General features: G+C 61.3%; 11 protein-coding genes and 1 tRNA gene. 7 read left to right on the top strand and 5 right to left on the bottom strand.

Annotated features, from left to right (window positions below):
- Positions 1-1,734: an adenylate/guanylate cyclase domain-containing protein gene (locus tag H0241_RS07500; RefSeq protein ID WP_181056754.1), complete on the bottom strand. Its 1,734-nt coding sequence runs from the start codon at positions 1,732-1,734 to the stop codon at positions 1-3.
- 150 nt (positions 1,735-1,884) lie between these two features.
- Between H0241_RS07500 and H0241_RS07495 the strand changes: the two genes are divergently transcribed.
- Positions 1,885-3,123, top strand: coding sequence for a YcaO-like family protein (locus H0241_RS07495; RefSeq protein WP_181056753.1), 1,239 nt, complete (start codon positions 1,885-1,887; stop codon positions 3,121-3,123).
- Positions 3,124-3,449: 326 nt separating this feature from the next.
- Here the strand turns inward: H0241_RS07495 and H0241_RS07490 are convergent, their stop codons facing one another.
- Entirely contained in the window at positions 3,450-5,249 is a 1,800-nt protein-coding gene (locus tag H0241_RS07490; protein WP_181056752.1) for an adenylate/guanylate cyclase domain-containing protein, read from the bottom strand.
- Between the two features lie 1,229 nt (positions 5,250-6,478).
- On the opposite strand from H0241_RS07490, the gene H0241_RS07485 reads away from it, so the two are divergent.
- Positions 6,479-6,997: a GNAT family N-acetyltransferase gene (locus H0241_RS07485; RefSeq protein ID WP_181056751.1), complete on the top strand. Its 519-nt coding sequence runs from the start codon at positions 6,479-6,481 to the stop codon at positions 6,995-6,997.
- A gap of 423 nt (positions 6,998-7,420) precedes the next feature.
- On the opposite strand, the gene H0241_RS07480 is transcribed toward H0241_RS07485, so the two are convergent.
- Positions 7,421-7,497, bottom strand: a tRNA-Arg gene (locus tag H0241_RS07480).
- A gap of 255 nt (positions 7,498-7,752) precedes the next feature.
- Here H0241_RS07480 and hsdR point away from each other — a divergent pair.
- The 4 genes from hsdR to H0241_RS07460 are packed head-to-tail and all read left to right on the top strand — an operon-like array spanning position 7,753 to position 14,830.
- On the top strand, positions 7,753-10,197 hold the full coding sequence (hsdR, locus tag H0241_RS07475; RefSeq protein WP_181056750.1) for an EcoAI/FtnUII family type I restriction enzme subunit R: 2,445 nt from the start codon (positions 7,753-7,755) through the stop codon (positions 10,195-10,197).
- Positions 10,198-10,200: 3 nt separating this feature from the next.
- Complete coding sequence (locus H0241_RS07470; protein WP_181056749.1) at positions 10,201-11,655, top strand: type I restriction-modification system subunit M; 1,455 nt, start codon at positions 10,201-10,203, stop codon at positions 11,653-11,655.
- Complete coding sequence (locus tag H0241_RS07465) at positions 11,652-13,346, top strand: restriction endonuclease subunit S (protein WP_181056748.1); 1,695 nt, start codon at positions 11,652-11,654, stop codon at positions 13,344-13,346. The genes H0241_RS07470 and H0241_RS07465 overlap by 4 nt, the downstream gene beginning before the upstream one ends.
- Entirely contained in the window at positions 13,343-14,830 is a 1,488-nt protein-coding gene (locus tag H0241_RS07460; RefSeq protein ID WP_181056747.1) for a hypothetical protein, read from the top strand. The genes H0241_RS07465 and H0241_RS07460 overlap by 4 nt, the downstream gene beginning before the upstream one ends.
- Before the next feature lie 84 nt (positions 14,831-14,914).
- On the opposite strand, the gene H0241_RS07455 is transcribed toward H0241_RS07460, so the two are convergent.
- Entirely contained in the window at positions 14,915-15,835 is a 921-nt protein-coding gene (locus H0241_RS07455; RefSeq protein ID WP_181056746.1) for a DUF1003 domain-containing protein, read from the bottom strand.
- Between the two features lie 167 nt (positions 15,836-16,002).
- On the opposite strand from H0241_RS07455, the gene H0241_RS07450 reads away from it, so the two are divergent.
- On the top strand, positions 16,003-16,557 hold the full coding sequence (locus tag H0241_RS07450; protein WP_181056745.1) for a dihydrofolate reductase family protein: 555 nt from the start codon (positions 16,003-16,005) through the stop codon (positions 16,555-16,557).
- Positions 16,558-16,653: 96 nt separating this feature from the next.
- Here H0241_RS07450 and H0241_RS07445 read toward each other — a convergent pair whose 3' ends face one another.
- Complete coding sequence (locus tag H0241_RS07445; RefSeq protein WP_181056744.1) at positions 16,654-20,514, bottom strand: DUF7929 domain-containing protein; 3,861 nt, start codon at positions 20,512-20,514, stop codon at positions 16,654-16,656.
- Positions 20,515-20,520 lie beyond the last annotated feature (6 nt).

Here is a 20,520-nt window from a genome sequence, read left to right as displayed (position 1 = left end):
TCAGTTCGGCAGCCCTGCGGCGAGCAGCCCCTTGAGCAGCGTGGCCCGATCCTCCTCCAGGCGATAGGGCTCCTTGGCCACGAATCGACTGCAAGAAAAGCTGGGCGTAGCCGCCAACACGCGAGCCGCATACAACTTGGCGTCGCTGTCCCGGCCAAGCGCCGAGCTTGAAGCGGCCATGTAGGCGGTAACCCATGTCGGCATTGTCGACGAACGGGTCAAAGCGACCAGTGCCGGCTCGGGCCGGCCCGCAATGAAGTGGGCGATGCCGCGAAACGGCCAATACCAGGATGGTTCGTAGAGTGGATCGAGCACCTGCGCCCGCTCGAACCATTGCATGGCGCGATCCGGCTCGCCGCCAAATGTGTAGAGGGTGCCGAGATAGGAAACCTGCTCGGGATCGTTCGGATTGAGGTAGAGCGCCCGTGCGTAGAGTTGCGCGGCGACGTCGAAGTCTCGCAAGTGCAGCAGCACCCAGCCGAGAATGTTGAGGCAAACCGGATCGTTGGCGGAGAGCGCCACCGCCTTCTTGGCGACCGCATGCGCCTCGTCGAGCAGGGCATCGGAAGGTCCCATGTCGCGAAACCATTCCAGCTGCTTGTAGTGAGCCAGCTTGGCGTAGGCGCGCCCATAAGTCGGATCGAGGTCGATGGCGCGCTGATACCATTGCCTGGCTTCCGCTTCGGAGGCGAGGTCGCCTAGCGGCAGGGCATTGCCGCGCAGCACGCACTCATAGGCCGCCAGGTTGGCCGGCGGCTTGCGCCGCGCCTTCTCCGCACCCGCTGCCTTGAGGCGCCCGATAACCGTGCCCACGATCTTGCGGACCAGTTCGTCCTGCACTTCGAATATGTCCTTATCGTCGCTGTCATAATGCTCGGCCCAAACGTCACCGCCGGACGTGGCGTCAACCAGTTCGCACGAAAGGCGGATACGCTTCCCCATCCTCCGGATTCGCCCCGAAAGCTCGAAATCGAGCCCGATATCCGAGACCAGCTTCGGCAGTTCCACATCCTTGAGCCGCAACGAGGTATGATATGACGCGACGGAGAGCTGCGTGAACCGCGTCAGCTCGGTGATGACGTCTTCTGTGAACCCTTCGCTGAAATAGGCTTCCACGCCGCCGGTGCTGACAAATGGGCGGACCAGGATCGATGGCGTGTTCGAGCCCGAAGTCTCGGCGCCGATCCTCGGAGCCGGGCCTTCGGGTCTGTGAATAAGCGAGTAGACTGCCACGGGTCGGGGAATGTTCTTGAGCTGAAAGTCACCGCAAAACTCGAAGGGCAATTGCAGCCCTGCGCGGACCTCCTCATGCACTTTTGCCGAAAGGCAAATGCCTCCGGGGGCTGCGATCTGTTCAAGGCGTGCAGCCACGTTCACACCGTCGCCGAACACGTCGCCGTCGCCGTCGACGATAATATCGCCGAAATTTATGCCCATTCGAAGCAACAGACCGGGCGACGATCGCTCGGGGCTTGCGAGATAGGCCTGAATAGCCACGCTACACCGGACCGCTTCGACGGCGCTGGGGAACTCCGCGACGACACCGTCGCCGGTGTTCTTTACAACGCGGCCGTCATGCCGACGAATGTAGCCTGGGACCTCGTCGTGCATCAGCGCTCGGACGCGGGTAAACGTGCCTTCCTCGTCTTCCGCCATTTGTTGCGAATAGCCGACCACGTCGGCGACCACGATCGCAGTCAGGCGCCGCTTCAGGGTGCCGTTGTTTGCGCTCAATCCATGCTTTGGGGTCAATCCATACCTCGGGTCGGACGTCCGAACGTACTTTAGCACATTTGCATGATGCTATCGCGCATGGCAGCGTGTAAACTGCCACACGAGAGCTTCGGACGTACGACAGGGCGAATCCGTTCAGAAGCGCTCGCAATGCGAAAGATCCGCACATTCGAGGTCTGCGTGGGGTCTAGTCTTCTTTATGGCCCGGTGGTGATCTCGGACCCATTGCTCGGCTGTCCTCTCACCGTGGCGGCCGGCCGCGTTCGCGCCGCCAGGGATGGCGATGAGAGCACTTACTTCGTGTCTGGTTGGGGCACGACAGTGGAGCAGGCGCTGCAAGGCTGCCTTTGTGAGGCGGACGAGACCTACTTCGCCCAGATCATTCCCGAAAGGCGAATTCTCCGGTCGTGTGCCGATGCGATTCATGGGCGGGTCGTCGAGCCGCCCGGCATCCTTCTTTTCAGCGAAGAGCAATATGACCGGCGAAAGGCCGGCAACCGGCAGCCCCGCAACATGGTTCCGGCCCGCTGGGACAGATCCGCGCCTGAAGACTGGATCCTGAGTGACGGCAAGCTCGGTACGGAGCAAGCCTGGGTGCCCGCGGGGCTGTGTTTCCTCGGGTATGATCCCGGTGGCGAGGACCGATCTCTGCCGGCTGCCGACTCGAACGGACTTGCGCTGGGCAGCAACCCTGAGGACGCTGCGATGAGCGCCCTTCTCGAGCTGATAGAGCGAGATGCGACCTCTATCTGGTGGTACAATCGACTTGTTCTGCCTCGAATCGAGCCGAAGTCGATGGCAAGCGACACCGTATCTTCTTACGAGGATTGGCTTCGGCACCGAGGTCGCGAATTGCGGCTTGTGCGACTTACGTTGGATTTGGCGGTGCCGATCGTTGCGGCAATCTCCAGCGACAGTTCCGGCCGGTGTCCGGCGATGGGGTTTGCGGCGGGCGCATCGTGGTCAGCGGCTGCCACAAGGGCGCTTGGCGAGCTTGCTCAATGCGAAGCGAACCTTGCTCTGCTCTCCCAACAGGCGCGGCAACAGGGAACGACCGGCTTTACACCCGGGGCGCGGCAACTTTATCGCTGGCATCAAGAGACGGATCTTGGGCTGTGTCCATATTTGCAGGGTGGGAATAGCGGCCCTGTCTGCACGGATGAATCGACACTTGACTACGCCTCCTGCGTCAAACTCTGCCATGAACAAAACCTGGGGGTATTCGCCGTCATTCTGATGCAGGATGAGCAGCGGTCCCTTGTCCGCATTTTCGCTCCGGGCTTGCGTTCGACCAAACCAAGGTTTGGTCCGGGCAGGCTCTATTCTGTTCCAGGCACTCTTGGCCTCAAGCCTGCGGGCTCCATATGCCGAGACCCTTTCCCATTTTAGCGCCGAAACGCCTCGATGGCGCGCGTCGCCCTTTGCCGGTAGATGCAGCCTTGCCGAAACATGGCGAGCGGCACGGGGTCGGCGTCGAGCTCCCCGGACGGGGGCGCAAGCTGGCAGGCGGCTTCCAGTGTGAGGTGTAAGTGAGCGGACATTCAGCTCGGCGGAGGCTCTGTCCTCACCTGACCCTGAGCGGACTTTGCCGCTGCACGGTAGCAACGTCGCGAAAGGTTCGTTTTCTGCGTACGTTCTGCGATCGGAAGGAGCAACTCGTGCCAGAATCAGTCAGGCGCTCACATTGGACGCGCTTGGGAGCGCCCCACGACCGGTTACTTTAGTCCCGCCATACGCATGCCATGCGTTATGTGTTCAAGATCGGCGGGGTCTCGCCACCATTCAGACCGTTCGAAGTCCGCTATGGCAAAATCAGGCTTGAGGCGCAGCACATCTGCGGCCGACTGTTTCGCCTGATCGATCTTGCCCAGACGAGCCTGACAAGAAGCAATGTAGCAGGGTAGCCACCAGTGCCAGAGGTGGTCGATATGCTGAAACGCTTCGAGGGCCTCGGCGTGGCGCCTCAACTGCAGAAAGGCCACTCCGCGGCACCCCCAGTACCAAGCTGGCGGAAAGGGATCGCGGCGAAGATCTGCCTCCAGGCTGCGCAGCGCTTCCTCTCCGCGTCCCGTAAAGGCCAGCCACAGCCCTCTGAACGTCGAGGCATACACGTCGTTCGGATTGAGCGCGACCGCTCGGTCGAGGTGTATCCCTCCCAGCTCATACTGCCTCATCTTAGAATAGATGAGGCCGAGTTGCCGGTGACCGTTCGAATCCAACGGATCGAGCCGTACCGCCGTTTGTGCGGCACGAAGGCCTTCCTCCAGATCCTCGCGCCGCCCGTGGTCCGAATGGAGGACATAGGCGACACCCGCCAGCCACGCATGGGCTTGGGCGTGTGCCGAGTCGAGCTCAATTGCGCGGCGCAGGAACTGAGCCGCGGCTTCCGAATCGAACCGTATCGAACGCTCCCGCCCTTGCAGAAAGTGATCGTGGGCCGCCCAAAGCTGCGGTGGCTTGCGGCCTGACTGCTCGGCACGGGTGGAGGCGACTCTCCCGACCAGGGTGCCGACGATCATGGACACGACTTCGTCCTGCACTGCAAAGATATCTTCGAGATTGCGGTCATAGCGCTCGGCCCAGCGATGCTTTCCGCTGGACACGTCGATCAACTGAGCAGTGACCCGCACGCGATTGCCCGCCCTGCGCGCACTGCCCTCGACGATGAAATCCGCGCCGAGCCTATGGCCAACTTCCTTGGCGTCGAGCGCCTTGCCTCGGAGCGCAAAGGAAGAATTCCGTGCAATCACCATGATCTCCCTGAATCGGCTCAGCTCGGTGATGATGTCCTCCGTGATCCCGTCTGAGAAATAGTCCTGCGCAGGGTCGCCGCTCATGTTGTTGAAGGGCAGCACGGCGATCGACGGTTTGTCCGACGTGACCGCTGGCTTGCTCGGCGCGACAACAGCGGGACGGACCAAGTAGGCGCGCACAGGCGCTTCGATGTTCTTGAGCTGACGGTCACCCAGGGGCTCGAATGTGCCATTCACCTTTTTGGCCACCTGTTCGTACACGTTTTGCGACATGCAGATGCTGCCGGGCTCGGCCAGGGACTCGAGTCGCGCGGCAATGTTGACGCCCTCTCCATAGACATCCGTGCCCTCGCCGATCACGTCGCCCAGATTGATGCCGATCCGGAGCATGATCCGGCGCTCGTCGGCCACGTCGTCGTTGGCATCGGCCATCCTGGCCTGCAGTTCGAGTGCACTGCCGACGGCATCAACTGCGCTGCCGAACTCGACCAGGACACCGTCGCCCATGAGTTTGACGATGCGTCCGCCATGAGATCGCACGATGGGCTCGAGCACGTTCCTGCGGCGGTCCTTCAGCGCCGCGAGCGTGCCGGCCTCGTCCGCCTCCATCAGGCGCGCATAGCCTACGACGTCGGCGACCATGATCGCCGCGAGCCGGCGACGGATGCGTTCTTCGGCCATTGCGACCTTGTTGGCGACCGGCCTCCAGTGAGACAGAATGACCTCACTAAGCGCGCTTTCTTGGCGGTCGACGGCATTCATTATGTGCCTGTGAAGAACGAAATGCGAGCCCTATGGCGCGACTGAAGGTCCGACAAGGGTCGCATCGAGCCGTTCTGGTATCGTTAGGCAAGAGTCCTGCGTGCGGCTTGGCGCCAAGTCCAATCTTGGCGAAGCCGCGATCCGCGATTTTGAGATCGGCCGCAGAATTCCGAATCCGGGCACACTCATCCGTCTACGGCAAGCACTGGAGGGAGCCGGCGTTGTCTTTACACCTGGAGGCCCGTCGCTAACCAATCTCGCTGAAGGTGAGCCTGGTGTAATCGGCTCCAATGAGATGTAGCGTCCCTGCGGCTTTGGCCAGGGTGTATCATTTTAGCACAATCCCTAATTAGTAGACTCGCACGATGCAGCGGCAGTTAATCGCGCCCGTCAGGCCCAAGGGAGGGAAAAGGCCTAAGGGAGGAAAAACGATGTCCGTGCAAAAAGAAGACTTTCGAACGAACAGAGCCGACTATGCGATCGCCGCACATGGCCGAAAAACCGCTGATGATGACGACCGCGAAAAGCTAATGGCAAAAAAGAGGTCGCTATGGCTAAGGGATCGGCGATCCGCCAGCTTGTCCGCACACCCGGCGGAAAGCTCGCCAGGACCGAAAGCCAGACCGCGCGGTCAGTAGGCGCGTCCCGAAGAAGGAAATTCCATGGCTTCGAAATGGGCCACGCCGCTGCGCCTGATCTTGGTGACTGCGGTTGCGGCTGACGCTCTGGTGGCGCAGACCGCGTTCTGTGGGCCGGAACGTTTAAGCGCCCTGGGATTGGCGCGGAGAGCACGCAGACGCAGGCCGGGCTGTCGCAAGCGAACCGCCCGGCATCATCACCGCCGAGCAGGCGCAGGCCTGCAAGCCGTCGCGGCAGATTTTTGAGCACGCCTGGCGAACCCTCGGTGTGACCAGGGACGAGCTCGCGCACATCTGCGCCAGCCCGCATCTCGGCGCCGCCAAGCTCAAGCAGGTCAGCGAGATTTTCTGAGTGCCATCGCCGCGCACCACTTCGGGGCGTCGGTCTGAGAACTCGAAACCGGCCGCCGTTGCCGTTGCTCGCCGAAATAGAGGCGGTGCCGCATCCGTAAGCCCGGTTTGCAATCCGAACCGAACCTGCGACACTCTGCAAACCGATACGGCATGAAGAGGCACCCGTCCGGAAGACAGGTGCAAGAGGGGCAAGGACCGAGCCGAAACTGCAGCCAACGACCCCCACGAGGCGAAGCCATGATCGACATCCGTCGCGCAGAACATCCGTCCGAACTCCACGACGTCAGGTCGCTGATGCGGGCATTCGTCGAATGGGGGCGGGCGCTGACCCCGATGGACCGGGAGAAAGTCGACCTCTACTTCGATGCCGCCGCGTTCGAGCAGGAACTCGCCGGCCTACCGGGCAAGTACGGTGCCCCCGCCGGCTGCCTGTTGATCGCCAGCTACGACGAACGCGCGGCGGGATGTGTTGCGTTTCGCAAGTTTGACGACGCATTCTGCGAGATGAAGCGGATGTTCGTTTCGCCTGACTTTCACGGCCTAGGCATCGGACGCGCATTGGCCCAGCGCGGTGTCGCCGAGGCGTCATCCGCAGGCTATCGAGGCATGCGCCTCGACACGAGCCGAAACCAGCACGCTGCGATGGGCCTCTACGAGAGCATCGGCTTCAAGCGCATCCCCGCCTACTATGCCATCCCCGATGATTTCAAGGACTGGCTGGTCTTCTTTGAGCTCAAATTCGAGCGTTCCCGATAGTCTCACTGCCAGGCGCGCACCATTGCCGATGGCAGCGCCAGCAGGAGCGCCAGCCTCAGCCCCGTCGATCGTGCCTCGTCCAGGTCGCGATGCGCTGCTGGCCACGCTCAAGGCACTGCGGCTGCGTCTCGCCCGTGACCACGTGCAGGAAATGCAGGCTCAGTCAGTGATCTCAGAAGGGCCGCCGCTCCATCAGAGGCAACGTCGTACGGTGACCGCTGCCCACATGAGCAGCGGTCAAGCAATCCCCGGTTTCTGACCTTTTACTTCGCAAGAAAATCAATGGCTTGCGCAGCGCTCCACACGAGAAAGCATGGACTGGTGTCAACGGAAACCGAGATCTGCCGCTTACGCGGAGTTCGCCCCGAGGAGTTGCAGTCCGGCTAAACCACCCTTCAAGCCATTGTAATCAAAGGATAAATCTGGCGCACCCGACAGGATTCGAACCTGTGACCTCTGCCTTCGGAGGGCAGCGCTCTATCCAGCTGAGCTACGGGTGCCTTCAGGATTCCTGAAAACGAACCAGCCGGCGAACCGGCAAGTCACGGCTTCTTAGCGGAAGCAGGCGCAGGCTTCAACGGGCAAGTGGCAAGTGGCGCGAAATCCGAAGATCGGGCGGCAGGGTTCGGTCCCAGCCGGCTCGTGGATCTGGTCCAGAAGTGGGTTCAAGCGACTCAATAGTATCAATGACTTGAACTGCACTATTGATCAGTGTGAGCTTACCCCATAGAGCGTGAGTGGGGGAACACCAACCAATGGACAAACGAAGCCTCACCGAGCGCGACATCTGCACCAAGTTCATCTTGCCCGCCGTCAAGAGCGCCGGATGGGACGAGATGCTTCAGGTCCGGGAAGAAGTCTATTTCACCAAGGGCCGGATAATCGTACGCGGGAAACTGGTCACGCGTGGCAAGGCGAAGAAGGCCGATTTCGTACTCTACTACAAACCGAATATCCCGATCGCGCTGATAGAGGCGAAGGACAACAATCACAGCGTCGGCGATGGCATCCAGCAGGGCCTTGACTATGCCGCGACGCTAGACATCCCCTTCGTGTTCTCCTCGAATGGCGACGGTTTCCTCTTTCACGACCGCACAGGCTTGAGCAACACCAAGGAAGCGAACCTTGGTCTCGATGCCTTTCCGTCGCCCGCCGATCTGTGGGCGCGGTACCGCGCTTGGAAAGGCCTCGATCCAGAAGCAGAACAGATCGTTCTTCAAGACTATTTCGACGACGGCAGCGGCAAAGCCCCGCGCTACTACCAGGTAAACGCCGTTAACGCCGCGATCGAGGCCATTGCCAAGGGTCGCGATCGCGTGTTGCTCGTCATGGCCACCGGCACGGGCAAAACCTACACGGCGTTTCAGATCATCTGGCGTCTGTGGAAGGCGGGCCGCAAGAAGCGCATCCTTTTCCTCGCCGACCGGAACGTGCTGATCGACCAAACGATGGTGAACGATTTCCGGCCGTTCGGTGCGGCAATGGCAAAGCTTTCGACCAATGCGAAGACCATCGAACGGCAGGACGGCACCACGGTTGATCTGACCCTGGCGCTCGACAGAAAGCGCCGGATTGACACGGCCTTCGAAGTCTATCTTGGCCTCTACCAAGCTATTACGGGGCCAGAGGAGCGCCAGAAACTTTACAAGGAGTTCTCGCCGGGCTTTTTCGACTTGATCGTCATCGACGAATGCCATCGCGGCAGCGCGGCCGACGATTCTGCATGGCGCGAGATCCTCGATCACTTTTCCGGCGCGACCCAGATCGGCCTAACCGCCACGCCGAAGGAAACGGAATACGTTTCCAACGCCGACTATTTCGGCGAACCGGTCTTCACCTATTCATTGCGCCAGGGCATCAGCGACGGCTTCCTTGCACCCTATAAGGTCATCAAGGTCCACATCGATCGCGACGTTGAAGGCTATCGCCCGGAACTCGGACAACTCGACCGCGACGGCAATGAGGTCGAGGATCGTATCTATAACGCCAAGGATTTCGACCGGACGCTGGTCCTCGACGACCGCACCCTGCTGACAGCGAGGAAGATCACGGAATTTCTAAAGGAAAGCGGCGACCGCTTCCAGAAAACCATCGTATTTTGTGTCGACCAGGAGCACGCAGCGCGTATGCGCCAGGCGCTAGTCAACGAAAACAAGGATCTTTGCGACGACAACCACCGATATGTCATGCGGATCACCGGCAGTGACAAGGATGGCCAGGACCAGCTCGGCAATTTCCTCGACCCGGAATCGAGGTATCCCGTGATCGTCACGACCTCACGACTTCTGTCCACTGGAGTGGACGCGCAGACCTGTCGGCTAATCGTGCTCGACCGCCCGGTAGGGTCCATGACCGAGTTCAAGCAGATTGTAGGGCGCGGCACCCGAGTCCATGAAGACACGAAGAAGTTCTATTTCACGCTGATCGACTTTCGTGGCGCGACCAATCACTTCGCCGATCCGGAGTTTGATGGTGATCCGGTTCAGATTTACGTGGCCAACGAATATGATCCCATCACGCCGCCCGACGATACCGTCACCGACTTTGACGAAGGGGATCAACCACCTTACGAGGCGGGCGGTGACGAAACCGTTGTCGATCAGCCGGGCTTGCCGCAGGCGCCGGGCAATCAGGGGCGCAAGATTTACGTGGACGGTGTCGGCGCCCGCATCATCGCCGAGCGTGTTGAATACCTTGACGAGAATGGCAAGCTGGTCACCGAGTCCTTGCGGGATTTCACCAAGACGGCGCTGAAGAAGCGCTTCGCTAGCCTTGACGAGTTTCTCAAGCGTTGGAAGTCTGCGGAACGAAAACAGGCAATCGTCGAGGAACTGGAAGCCGAGGGCCTGCCACTTGACGCCATTGCGGACGAACTAGGCAAGAACCTCGATCCGTTCGATCTGATTTGCCACGTCGCCTTCGACAAGAAACCTTTGACACGCCGTGAGCGAGCTGAGAACGTCAAGAAGCGCGACGTTTTTACGAAATACAGCGCGCAAGCCCGCGCCGTGCTCGACGCGCTGCTTGAAAAATACCGCGACGAGGGTGTGCTCAATCTTGATGATGCCAATGTGCTGAAGGTGACGCCCTTCACTGCAATGGGCAGCGTCATGCAACTCATCAAGGCGTTCGGCGGCAAGGAGGGTTTCGAAAGAGCCGTCCACGAAATGCAGGACGCTATCTACCAGGAGACCGCTTAAACCATGATCGTCCGTACCACCATAAAATCCATTCAGGACATCATGCGCCAGGATGTGGGCGTCGATGGCGATGCGCAGCGCATCAGTCAGTTGTGCTGGATGTTCTTCCTCAAGATCATTGACGATCAGGATCAGGAACTCGAACTGACCAGAGTAGGCTACCACTCGCCGATCTTGGAGAAATTCCAGTGGCGGAACTGGGCGGCGGACCCGGAGGGCATGACCGGTCAAGCCATGCTCGATTTTATCAACGATGACCTATTTCCAGCTTTGAAGGGATTGCAGCTCACGGGCAAGCCTGGAGATCGCCGCCGCGTGGTGCGCGATGTGTTCGAGGATGCCTATAACTACATGAAGTCCGGCCATCTCATCCGGCAGGTGGTCAACAAGATCAACGAGGTCGATTTTAACAACCTCGATGAGCGGCGGCACTTTGGCGAGTTCTATGAGCAACTCCTCAATGACCTGCAATCAGCCGGCAATGCGGGCGAATATTACACGCCACGCGCGGTCACCGCCTTCATGGTGGACCGTATTGATCCGCGTCCCGGCGAAACTCTGTTCGATCCCGCCTGCGGCACAGGCGGTTTTCTCACCTGTGCTATCCGCCACATGGAGAAAGCGTACGTGCGGACACCCAAGCAACGCGAAACGATGCACGGCGCACTGCGCGCGGTGGAGAAGAAGCAACTTCCGCACATGCTCTGCGTCACCAACATGTTGCTGCATGAGGTCGAGGATCCGAGTTTCGTGCGCCACGACAATACGCTCGCCCGCCCGCTCATTTCCTGGGGCAAGGATGAGCGAGTGGATATTGTTCTCACGAATCCGCCCTTCGGCGGGCGCGAGGAAGACGGAATCGAGAACAACTTCCCGACCTTTCGCACAAAGGAAACGGCTGACCTGTTCCTCGCGCTCATCGTACGGCTGCTGAAATCCGACGGCCGCGCCGCCGTGGTGCTGCCTGACGGCACGCTGTTCGGCGAGGGCGTCAAGACTCGACTCAAGGAACATCTGATGGAGGAGTGCAACCTCCACACCATCGTCCGCCTGCCCAACTCCGTGTTCAAGCCCTATGCCTCGATCGGCACCAATCTGCTGTTCTTCGAGAAGGGCGCACCGACTAAAGACATCTGGTTCTACGAGCACCGCGTGCCAGATGGCCAGAAAGCCTATTCGATGACAAAGCCGATCCGGCTGGAGCATTTTCGACCCTGCATTGACTGGTGGGGCGGCAAGGACCGGAAGGGCCGCGAGGAGACGCCACAGGCTTGGAAAGTGAGCGCCAAGGACGTGAAGGCGCGCGGCTACAATCTCGACATCAAGAACCCGCACGCCGTGGCCAATGACCACGGCGACCCGGAAACTCTGCTGGCCGACCTCGCCCGTGCCGAAGCCGAGACTGCCGGTTTGCGCAACGAGTTGAAGGCGATCCTTGCCGAGGCGCTGGCCCGATGAACGCCGACCGCCTGCTGGAGCACTATGATCGGATTGCCGACGCGCCTGACGCGATTGCCCGCCTGCGCCGCTTCATTCTCGATCTGGCCGTATGCGGGAAATTAGCACCGCAGGAAGCAGGCGACGAACCGGCATCGGAACTGTTGAAGCGGATCGCGAAGGAAAAGGTGCGGCTCGATCGAAAGGAACGCGCCAAGCGAGAACCGAGGAATCTCAACGGAGAAGTGGAGTCCTTCCAACTTCCAAGGGGATGGGCACATGCACCGCTGGCCGACCTGGTCTCGATCCTCAATGGCCGCGCATACAAGCAAAGTGAATTATTGAGTTCTGGGACGCCGGTTCTGCGTGTTGGCAATCTGTTTACTTCGGATCGCTGGTACTATTCGACCCTACAGCTTGACGAAGACAAATATTGCGATAAAGGCGATCTGATTTTCGCTTGGTCTGCTTCGTTTGGCCCTTTCATCTGGACTGGCGAGAAGGTCATTTATCACTATCATATTTGGAAGCTTCCGCTTCATAGCGAGGCTAATATCGACAAGCACTACCTATACAATTTCCTCCTGCAAAAGACGCGCGAGGTCAAAGAGGCCGGTCATGGCATTTCGATGATCCACATGACCAAAGAAAAGATGGAGCAAATTCAGGTTCCCCTCCCACCGCTCGCTGAACAGCACCGCATCGTCGCCAAGGTCGATGAATTGATGGGCCTGTGCGACCGGCTGGACGCGGCGCGGTCGGGCCGCGAGAAGGCACGCGACCGGCTGGCGGCGGCAAGCCTTGCCCGCCTCAACGCGCCCGATCCTGAAGCCTTCCGGGCCGACGCCCGCTTCGCCCTCGAAGCGCTGCCCGCCCTCACCACGCGCCCCGACCAGATCAAGGCCCTGCGTCAGACCATCCTTAACCTCGCCGTGCGCGGCAAGCTGGTGTCGCAGGATGTGAACGACGAACCGGCGACGGAGTTGTTGAAGCGTATTGCGAAGGAGAAAGCGCGGCTGGTCAAAGAGGGAAAGGCCAAGCGCCAAAACATGCTGCCGGAAATCAACCTCGGTCAAGCACCATTCGAATTGCCCGCTGGATGGGCATGGGGGCGGTTTCCCGAAGTTGGTACGTTTGGCAGAGGCAAGTCGAAACACCGACCGCGCAATGACCCGGCGCTGTTCGAAGGTGGTGAACACCTGATGATCCAGACGGGTGACGTAGCCCGCTCCCAAGGCGTCATTGAGACCTACACGAGCAAATACAACGACTTCGGCTTATATCAGAGCTTCAAATGGCCGAAGGGGACGCTTTGCATCACTATCGCCGCGAACATCGCCGATAGTGGGATATTGAGTTTCGATGCCTGCTTCCCCGATAGCGTCGTCGGCTTCATTCCGGCAGCCGGGTTCGAAAACGCAAGATACTTCGAATATTTCGTTAGAACGGCAAAAGCAAATCTATTGGAGTTCGCGCCAGCGACGGCGCAGAAGAACATTAACCTCGAAATCTTGACGCAGGTCCTCATTCCCCTCCCACCGCTCGCCGAACAACATCGCATCGTCGCCAAGGTAGATGCGCTGATGGCACTCTGTGACCGGCTGGAGGCAAACCTCAACTCCACCGCCACCACCCGCCGCCGACTGTTCGACGCGCTGCTCGCCGAGGCGTTGGCACCGGCCGACGATCGCGAACTGGAAGCGGCCGAATGACTCTTGGAATTGCCGACGCCGAAGCGATCCTCCGGTCTCGACTTGGCGAACCGGCCAAGCTGCCCACCGACTACGTGGTCGGTTTCACGACGCCGTCCGGCAAGGTGCTCGCTATTCATCGCGAAGCCACCGAGACGCGCATTTGGTTCCAGCCGCCCGCGCCCCCGATTCTCGACGGTGTGCACCTGATGGATAGCGTTTCGAACAGCAACTCGAACATCAATGGCCCACTTCTGCCGCTTCGAGCGCCGACAACGCTGCGTGTCGAAATCGATGGTCCAGGCGCTCTAAACAGCTTTCTAGACTGGTATACCAGTTCCGAGAGCAAGGCCGACAGCATCACCGCCGGCGCCGGCGTTGATCCGCGCACCTTCCACCAAGCCTTCATGCGCTTCCAGGCGCTCGTCACAGCAAAATCGGGGCGGCCATTTGCAAGCTTTGGGGAAGGCCTGATCCACGATTGGGAAAGCTACAAGCCCCGCTTGCGCGCCCACGCGCTCGGCTTGCTTCGCGCCGGGGATTGGTCGGAAGCAGATATCGGTTCGGGCACCATCCTGAATTCGATGACCGAAGCAATCGAAATTCAGGACAGCCGGAGCAACCTCACCAACAATCTTGTGTTCTGGCAGAACCGTTACGGCCATGCCAACCGTGATCACCGTGTGCTGCTGGAGGCGGCTTCTAATCCGAAGCTGCGTCGCGAGATCGAGGCTCTGCTTTTCGGCCTTTTTCGCGGCAACGCCGATGAGGGTGTGACGTTCGATCGACTGAGCGAACTAACGGGCGGCAAGTATCCGCTCCTCGCCTATTTCTATTTTCTCAAGGACATGGATCGGTTCATGCCGGTCCAACCGACCGGGTTCGACCGCGCTTTCCGGGCGCTCGGCATCGACTTCTCGACCTTGCGCCAATGCAGTTGGGAAAACTATTCGACCTACAATCGGACGCTCGCCGCGTTGCGTTCGCTCGTCGGGGCGACCGCCGGTTTGAAAGATGTACGGCTGGTAGATGCACATTCTTTCTGTTGGATGTTGGCAACACTTCTAAAAATGGAAGCGGAGGGCTCGATCGCTAAGGCGGCGGTCGGCAAGGATCAGGTCCGCTATCTCGGCGGGCGCGAGAAATCCATCATCGCCATGCGCCTTTCGGTCGAGAACACCGTCAAGAACGCGAACGGGCAAATCGTTCAGCGCATACTGAAGAACAAGGAATTGCGGATGACCTCGGCCGAGCTGGAGAAGCTGATTGCTTCACTGCTCGATCTTCAGGACAACCGCTGCGCTCTGACCGGCATCCCGTTTCAGTTTCTCGGACCGGAGGCCGACAAGAATCTGTTGCCGTCGCTCGATCGCATCGACAGCGCGGGGCATTACGAGGTGGGCAATCTCCAGGTGGTCTGCCAGTTCATTAACTTCTGGAAGGGGGATAGCGACAACGCCGAATTCCAACGGCTGCTGATGTTGGTCCGAGGGATCGAGTCCTAGGCGGCGACGGTTCAATTTCTCGGCAATGGCAATCTAGCCTCCCCTGATCAAGTTCGTGCTGTGCCTCACTGAGCCGCCTTACCTCTAATCTCCCGCTCCCCCCTTCACCGTCCTCCTTCTTACCCCTCTTACCGCCCGCTTCGCCTTCTTCGCGCCCGTCAGCTCGTGCATGGCATCCAGCTGCATCTGCTGCATTTCGGCCAGCCGCGTCCATTGGCGCGAGATCAGATAGTCGAGCTTTTCGTGCAGGTGGCGCACTTCCAGCTCGGCTTTCAGGTTCACCCGGTAGTCGTTGAAGGAGCGCAGGCGGTCCTTGGCCTCCGTCCGTCTCTGGCTCATCATGATGATCGGCGCCTGGATGGCGGCGATGCAGGAGAGCAGCAGGTTGAGCAGGATGAAGGGGTAGGGGTCGAAGGCGCTGCTCATGCCCGCGATCAAATTGATGCCGATCCAGACGGCCAGCACGCTGCCGAACGAGATCAGGAACCACCAGCTGCCGCCGAAGGCCGCCATATTGTCGGAGACGCGGTCGGCGAACGACCTGTGCTCCTCGAACTCCTCTTCCGAGTTTTCCGAAATCGTGTCCTGCCTGGCGATCGATTCGACCACCTGGCGGTCGAGCTCGGAGAATTCGCCATGCTCCTGCTGCAGCAACTCCTCCATGTAGCGCATGCGGTAGCGGCCGAGCTCCTCGCGGCTGATGCGGGCGCCGCGCGGCAGGTCGGGATGGTCGGAGCGGATGCGGTCGGCCAGGCTCGGCCTGAGATCGTCGATCCGCACCAGGTCGCGCTTGCGGAATTTGCGGCCCGATATCGCCGACGGTTTTCGCTTCGGCTTCAGGCGCCCATGGCCGGCGGGTTCGGAATCCGGCACATCGGGCGCTTCGAGCGCCTCGTCGGCAACCAGCTCGGCTTCATGGTCGCCAATGGTCGGCGCCTCGAAATACTCGCCGCCGCTGTCGTTTTCATTGGCGGCCTGCTCGGATGGTTTTGGGACGGTGCTCATGGTGCCGGCTCCTGCTGTCGCGCCCACGATACGCCAAGCCGGCGCGGCATAGCCACTGTTGCGGCGCATTTCGCGCGTGTCCAGATTTCCATTCGCTTTGCGACAAACCGCTTGCAGTTCGCAATCGGTTATGCCTCATTCGGTGTGGACAAAAACGGAGAGGTCAGATGGCCAGGATCGTCTATTCCATGCTGACGTCGCTGGACGGCTTTATCGAGGGACCGTCGGGCGACATCGGCTTGCCGGTGCCCGAGGAAGAATTGCACCGGCATTTCAACGACGAGATGCGGCGGACCGCGATCGCGCTCTGCGGACGCCGGATGTATGAGGCAATGCGTTTCTGGGACAGTCCGGAGCGGGAGACCGGCGAGGAGGTCGAGATAGATTTCGCCCGAGCCTGGCGGGGAACCCCGAAGATCGTGTTTTCGACGACGCTTCGCGACGTCGGACCCAATGCCCGGTTGGCGGGCGGCGATGTCGAAACCGTTGCAAACCAGCTCAAATCGCAGACGGAAGGCGAAATCTCCGTCAGCGGCGCCGATCTAGCCGCTCACTTCGCGCGCGCGGGCCTCATCGACGAATACCGGCTCTATACGCAACCGGTCGTGCTGGGCGGCGGCAAGCCGTACTTCCAGTCCGGCCTGTCGCTGACCTTGCAGCCGCTCGGCACGCAAAGCCTTGCCCAGGGCGTGACGTTGTTGCGCTACGCTCCCGCCAACTGAGATTCGGCCTGGAACAGGTCGACGGCACTGCCGCCTGAAAGAAGAACCCCGCCGGATCGCTCCGGCGGGGTTCTGATTTTGACTCGCATCCAGAACCTACGGCTTGAAGTTGGCCGCCGGATCCCTTTGCGGCTGTACCTGCGTCTGCGGCGTACGCTTCGGTATCAACTGCTGAAGGACACCCGGATTGAGCAACAGGGTCGGATCGAGCGACGGCTGTTGCCGGATGGCCCTGCAGTTCGGATACCGTCCAATCGTGCCTTCCGGGCAGCGCCGCTTGATGATCGGCACGCACTGGCCACCAACCATCTGCGAGCCCGGTGCGCATTCCACCTGCGGCCTCGGCTTGCGGCATGCGCCGTCGATCACCTTGGTGCCGCGCGGGCAAACGCACTCGCCGCGCTTGTTGTGCACCTGGCCGCGTATGTCGCACTGTTCCAGCACAGGCTTCTTCTGCCGGCAGGCATTGCCTTGCACCTCGGTACCCCGTGGGCAGACGCAATTGCCATTGGCGTCATGGACCTGGCCGCGGATGGTGCACTGCTCGGGCGTCGGCCGGATCGGCCGGCAGGCTCCATTGCGCACCTCGGTGCCACGCGGGCAGACACAATCGCCGTCGGCGTCATGAACCTGACCACGGATCGTGCACTGTTCAGGCTTCGGCCGGATCGGCCGGCAGGCTCTATCGCGCACCTCGGTCCCACGCGGGCAGACGCAGTCGCCGTCAGCATCGTGGACCTGGCCGCGTATGGTGCACTGCTCGGGCTTCTGCTTGTCGCGCACGCAGGCATTTGCCTGTCGGTCGAGATGCGTGCCGTCCGGGCAGTAGCAGCCATTGCCGTCCGACGTCGGGACCGAACCGGGGATGGTGCAGCCCGGCTTGTCGGTCTTGACGCAGGCGCCGTTCTCGAGCGCGGTGCCACGCGGACAGACACAGCGTCCATCCTCGGTGCGGATCTGGCCCTTGAGCAGCACGCACGGCCTTGGCTTTGGCTCGATGATGACGCCACCGTCAGGCGAGCACTGGCCGTTGCGGAACGTCGTGCCTTCCGGGCAGACGCACCGGCCGGCATCGTTCATGACGAAGCCCGGCGAGCACTCTTTCTTCACCTCACGCTTGATAGTGAAGGGATGGCAGGCATAGGCCTTGCCGCGATCGCCCTGGATGTTGGTCTGATCGCCGGACAGCACGTCGCCGCCTTGCACCCTGGTATCAGGAGACAAGACACCGACGCAGTTCCGGCCGGTGACGTTGCCCTGCAGCTTGGCCAGGCGGCCGTCGTCGGGAAGGACCACGGTGACATTGTGCACGTGGCTTTCCCCGGCGCCGAGCGTCAGGTTGGCAATGCACGACAATGGCAACGTCGTCGGTTCCGGCGAGCAGCCGAAGGGCGGCGAGATCGAGGTGATCTCGACACCTTCCAGCCGGCCGAGCCCGTCCACGCCGATCGCATCGCCGATGCGGACCGGACCCGAGAATGGGGTCTGGCCGTCATTGGTGATCGTGATCTCGAACGAGCAGGGTTGTCCCGGCTGGCACTCGGCATCACCGGTCTTCTTGACGCTGATGGTGGACGTGCCGCCGCCCTTGGCGCAGGCCTGGCCGATCGGGTAGACGATGTCGTCTCCCGGAGCCGGGCCATACGAGCCGCGTGCGCAGTTCTCGAACGCGCCATTGGCCGAGACCGTCACGTCGAAGTGCCGGCTGGTTCCGGGCGTCATCACGGCGCCGGGAATCTGGCACGACAGCGCATTGGCCGGAACCGCTCCGCAGGCCCATTCCGCGCCGTCGGGTGTGACGGTCTGGATCTGGACCGGCGCGCCGCCCGAGATCAGCGTGGCGGCATCGTTGACCCGCACCGGACCGGTGGGGGCAGCGGTGCCAAGGCTGATGACGGTGATGCGGCAGGAAACCACCGCCGCGCCGGCGAGCGAGCCGTTGCACACCTTGGTTATGCGCAAGGTTGGCTTGCCGCCATTGGGATGCCGGAAGCGTTCCTTGGCGCAGGCCTTGTTGTTGGTGAGGTCGACCTCACCGGGGACAGGCTTCAGCGCCGCACAGTTTTCCACCGAGTCCGACTGGTAGCCGGCCGGCATCACCGCCTTGACGACGATCGGCGTCGAGGCGCCCGGCATCAGCACGATGCCGGCATTGTCACAGCGGAACTGGCCGGGGCCGTTCGGTCCGCATGTCCAGGGCGGAGATGGGCCGAAGGTCGAAGAGGCCGGCGCGCCGCCCGGGTAATTGTCGATGACCGTCAGCGGCCCATTATAGGGGACGCTGCCATTGTTGATGATGTCGATCACGAAGTAGCAGATGCCGTCGGGCGTGCAGACAGGGAGGCGGGCACGCTTCTTCAGGATCAGGTCGACCTTCTTGTCGACCGGCGGCCGGCAATCGCGGTCGCGGTCGCCACGCCGGCAGATCGGGATCGAGGCGCAGCCGCGATCGTTCTGCTGGCTGCCGAACAGCGGCTTGCCGCTGGCGCCGTAATTGTAGGTGGCGCAGTTGCGCAGCACGCTGCCTTGCCAGCCTCCGGCCGGCTTGAAACCGAGCTTGAGGTTGACGGAGGCACCGGGATTGAGCGTGGTCACCGGATAGGTGCACGTCATCGGGGTCACGCCGGGCACGCAGACCCAGGGCGGATTGGGCCCTGAATCCAGCGTCGAGCCGGCCGGCAGCGTCACCTCGTCGAGCACGATCTTGCCGTGATACGGCCCGTCGCCGACATTGGTGACCTTGATGGTGAAGTCGCAGCCGCCGCCCATCGTGCAACGCGTCACGTCGGCGCGTTTCTCGACCTTGAGGTCCGGCTCCTTGTCCTTGGGCGGACATCTGAGGTCACGCGGGATGACGATGTCGATGGTTTGCGTGCAGCACAGGCCCCAACCCTCCTTCGGGCCGGCATAGGTCTCGATGCCGGTGACGATGAGGTGGATGACGTCGCCAGGCGATGCGCCGACGATCTTCCAGTTGAGCACACCGCCGCCCGCCGGCACCAATTGCGTGTCGGGGATGATGGTGATGCCGGGGGTGGTCGTCGACACCTGAACCCACTTGCCGCCCATCTCCGGGCCGACAGGCATGTGGTAGATGAAGGCGCCGCCGCCTTGCACGCAATCGACCGTGCCGCGCTCCACCTTGAAGCACTCCCGGTCGGGAGGCGGAGGCCGCTTGTCACAGTTGGTGAGGTCGATCTTGATCGAGGTCTTCACCCCGGTCTTGTAGTCGCCATCGTCGGGCTTGCCCGGATCCTGCGACGGGATGATGGTCCCGGTGCCGGCTCCGTTGCTCACCTTGATCAGGCCCTGATTGTCGATGATGGTCGGCGAGGGAAACGCCGCATGGTCGATCTTGGCCGTGATCTGGAAGTTGATGACGCGTTCATTGGCGGCCCCGGCGCCGTCGAGATCGGCGGCGGAGAGCCGGAAGTCGGACACCGTGGCCGTATCGTTCGGACCTGCCGAGGTGCTGATCGAAACGCCGGGCAGCGGGCCGCCCGCAGCGTCCGTGCCGTCGCCCGAGACATGCGCGCTGACGATCGAAAGGCCGTGCGGAAGCTGGTCCTTGAACTCGATCTTGAGCGTTTTCAGCAAGCCGGCCAGGTCGGCAAAGGCTTGCGCATCACCGCGGAGGCCGAAGCTCAGGGAGTAGACGACATAGTCGCAGCTCCGCTGAGTGCCTTTCTTGGTGAAGAAGGGTACGGCCCGCTCCGGCCGCGGATTGATGATTTTCGAATTGTCGAGGTCGAGGCGCAGTTCCGGAGTAATCGGAACCGCGTCTTCGGCGTGGCTTGCCAGAGGGGTGAACATGGCGACCGCGATACCGGCCGCCATCAGCCAGCGCGCGCCGCGCCTGGCGTATGACAGGGGTTTCATGATGGTCTCCAAGACTGTTGGCTGCTTGCCGGTGGATTGACTGCTCGTCGCGGTCGGGGAAAGTGCGAGATTTTTCAACTTCCC

The organism is Mesorhizobium neociceri (assembly GCF_013520985.1).
In the GTDB taxonomy this organism is placed as follows: domain Bacteria; phylum Pseudomonadota; class Alphaproteobacteria; order Rhizobiales; family Rhizobiaceae; genus Mesorhizobium; species Mesorhizobium neociceri.
This window is presented reverse-complemented; position numbering and strand designations above follow the sequence as displayed.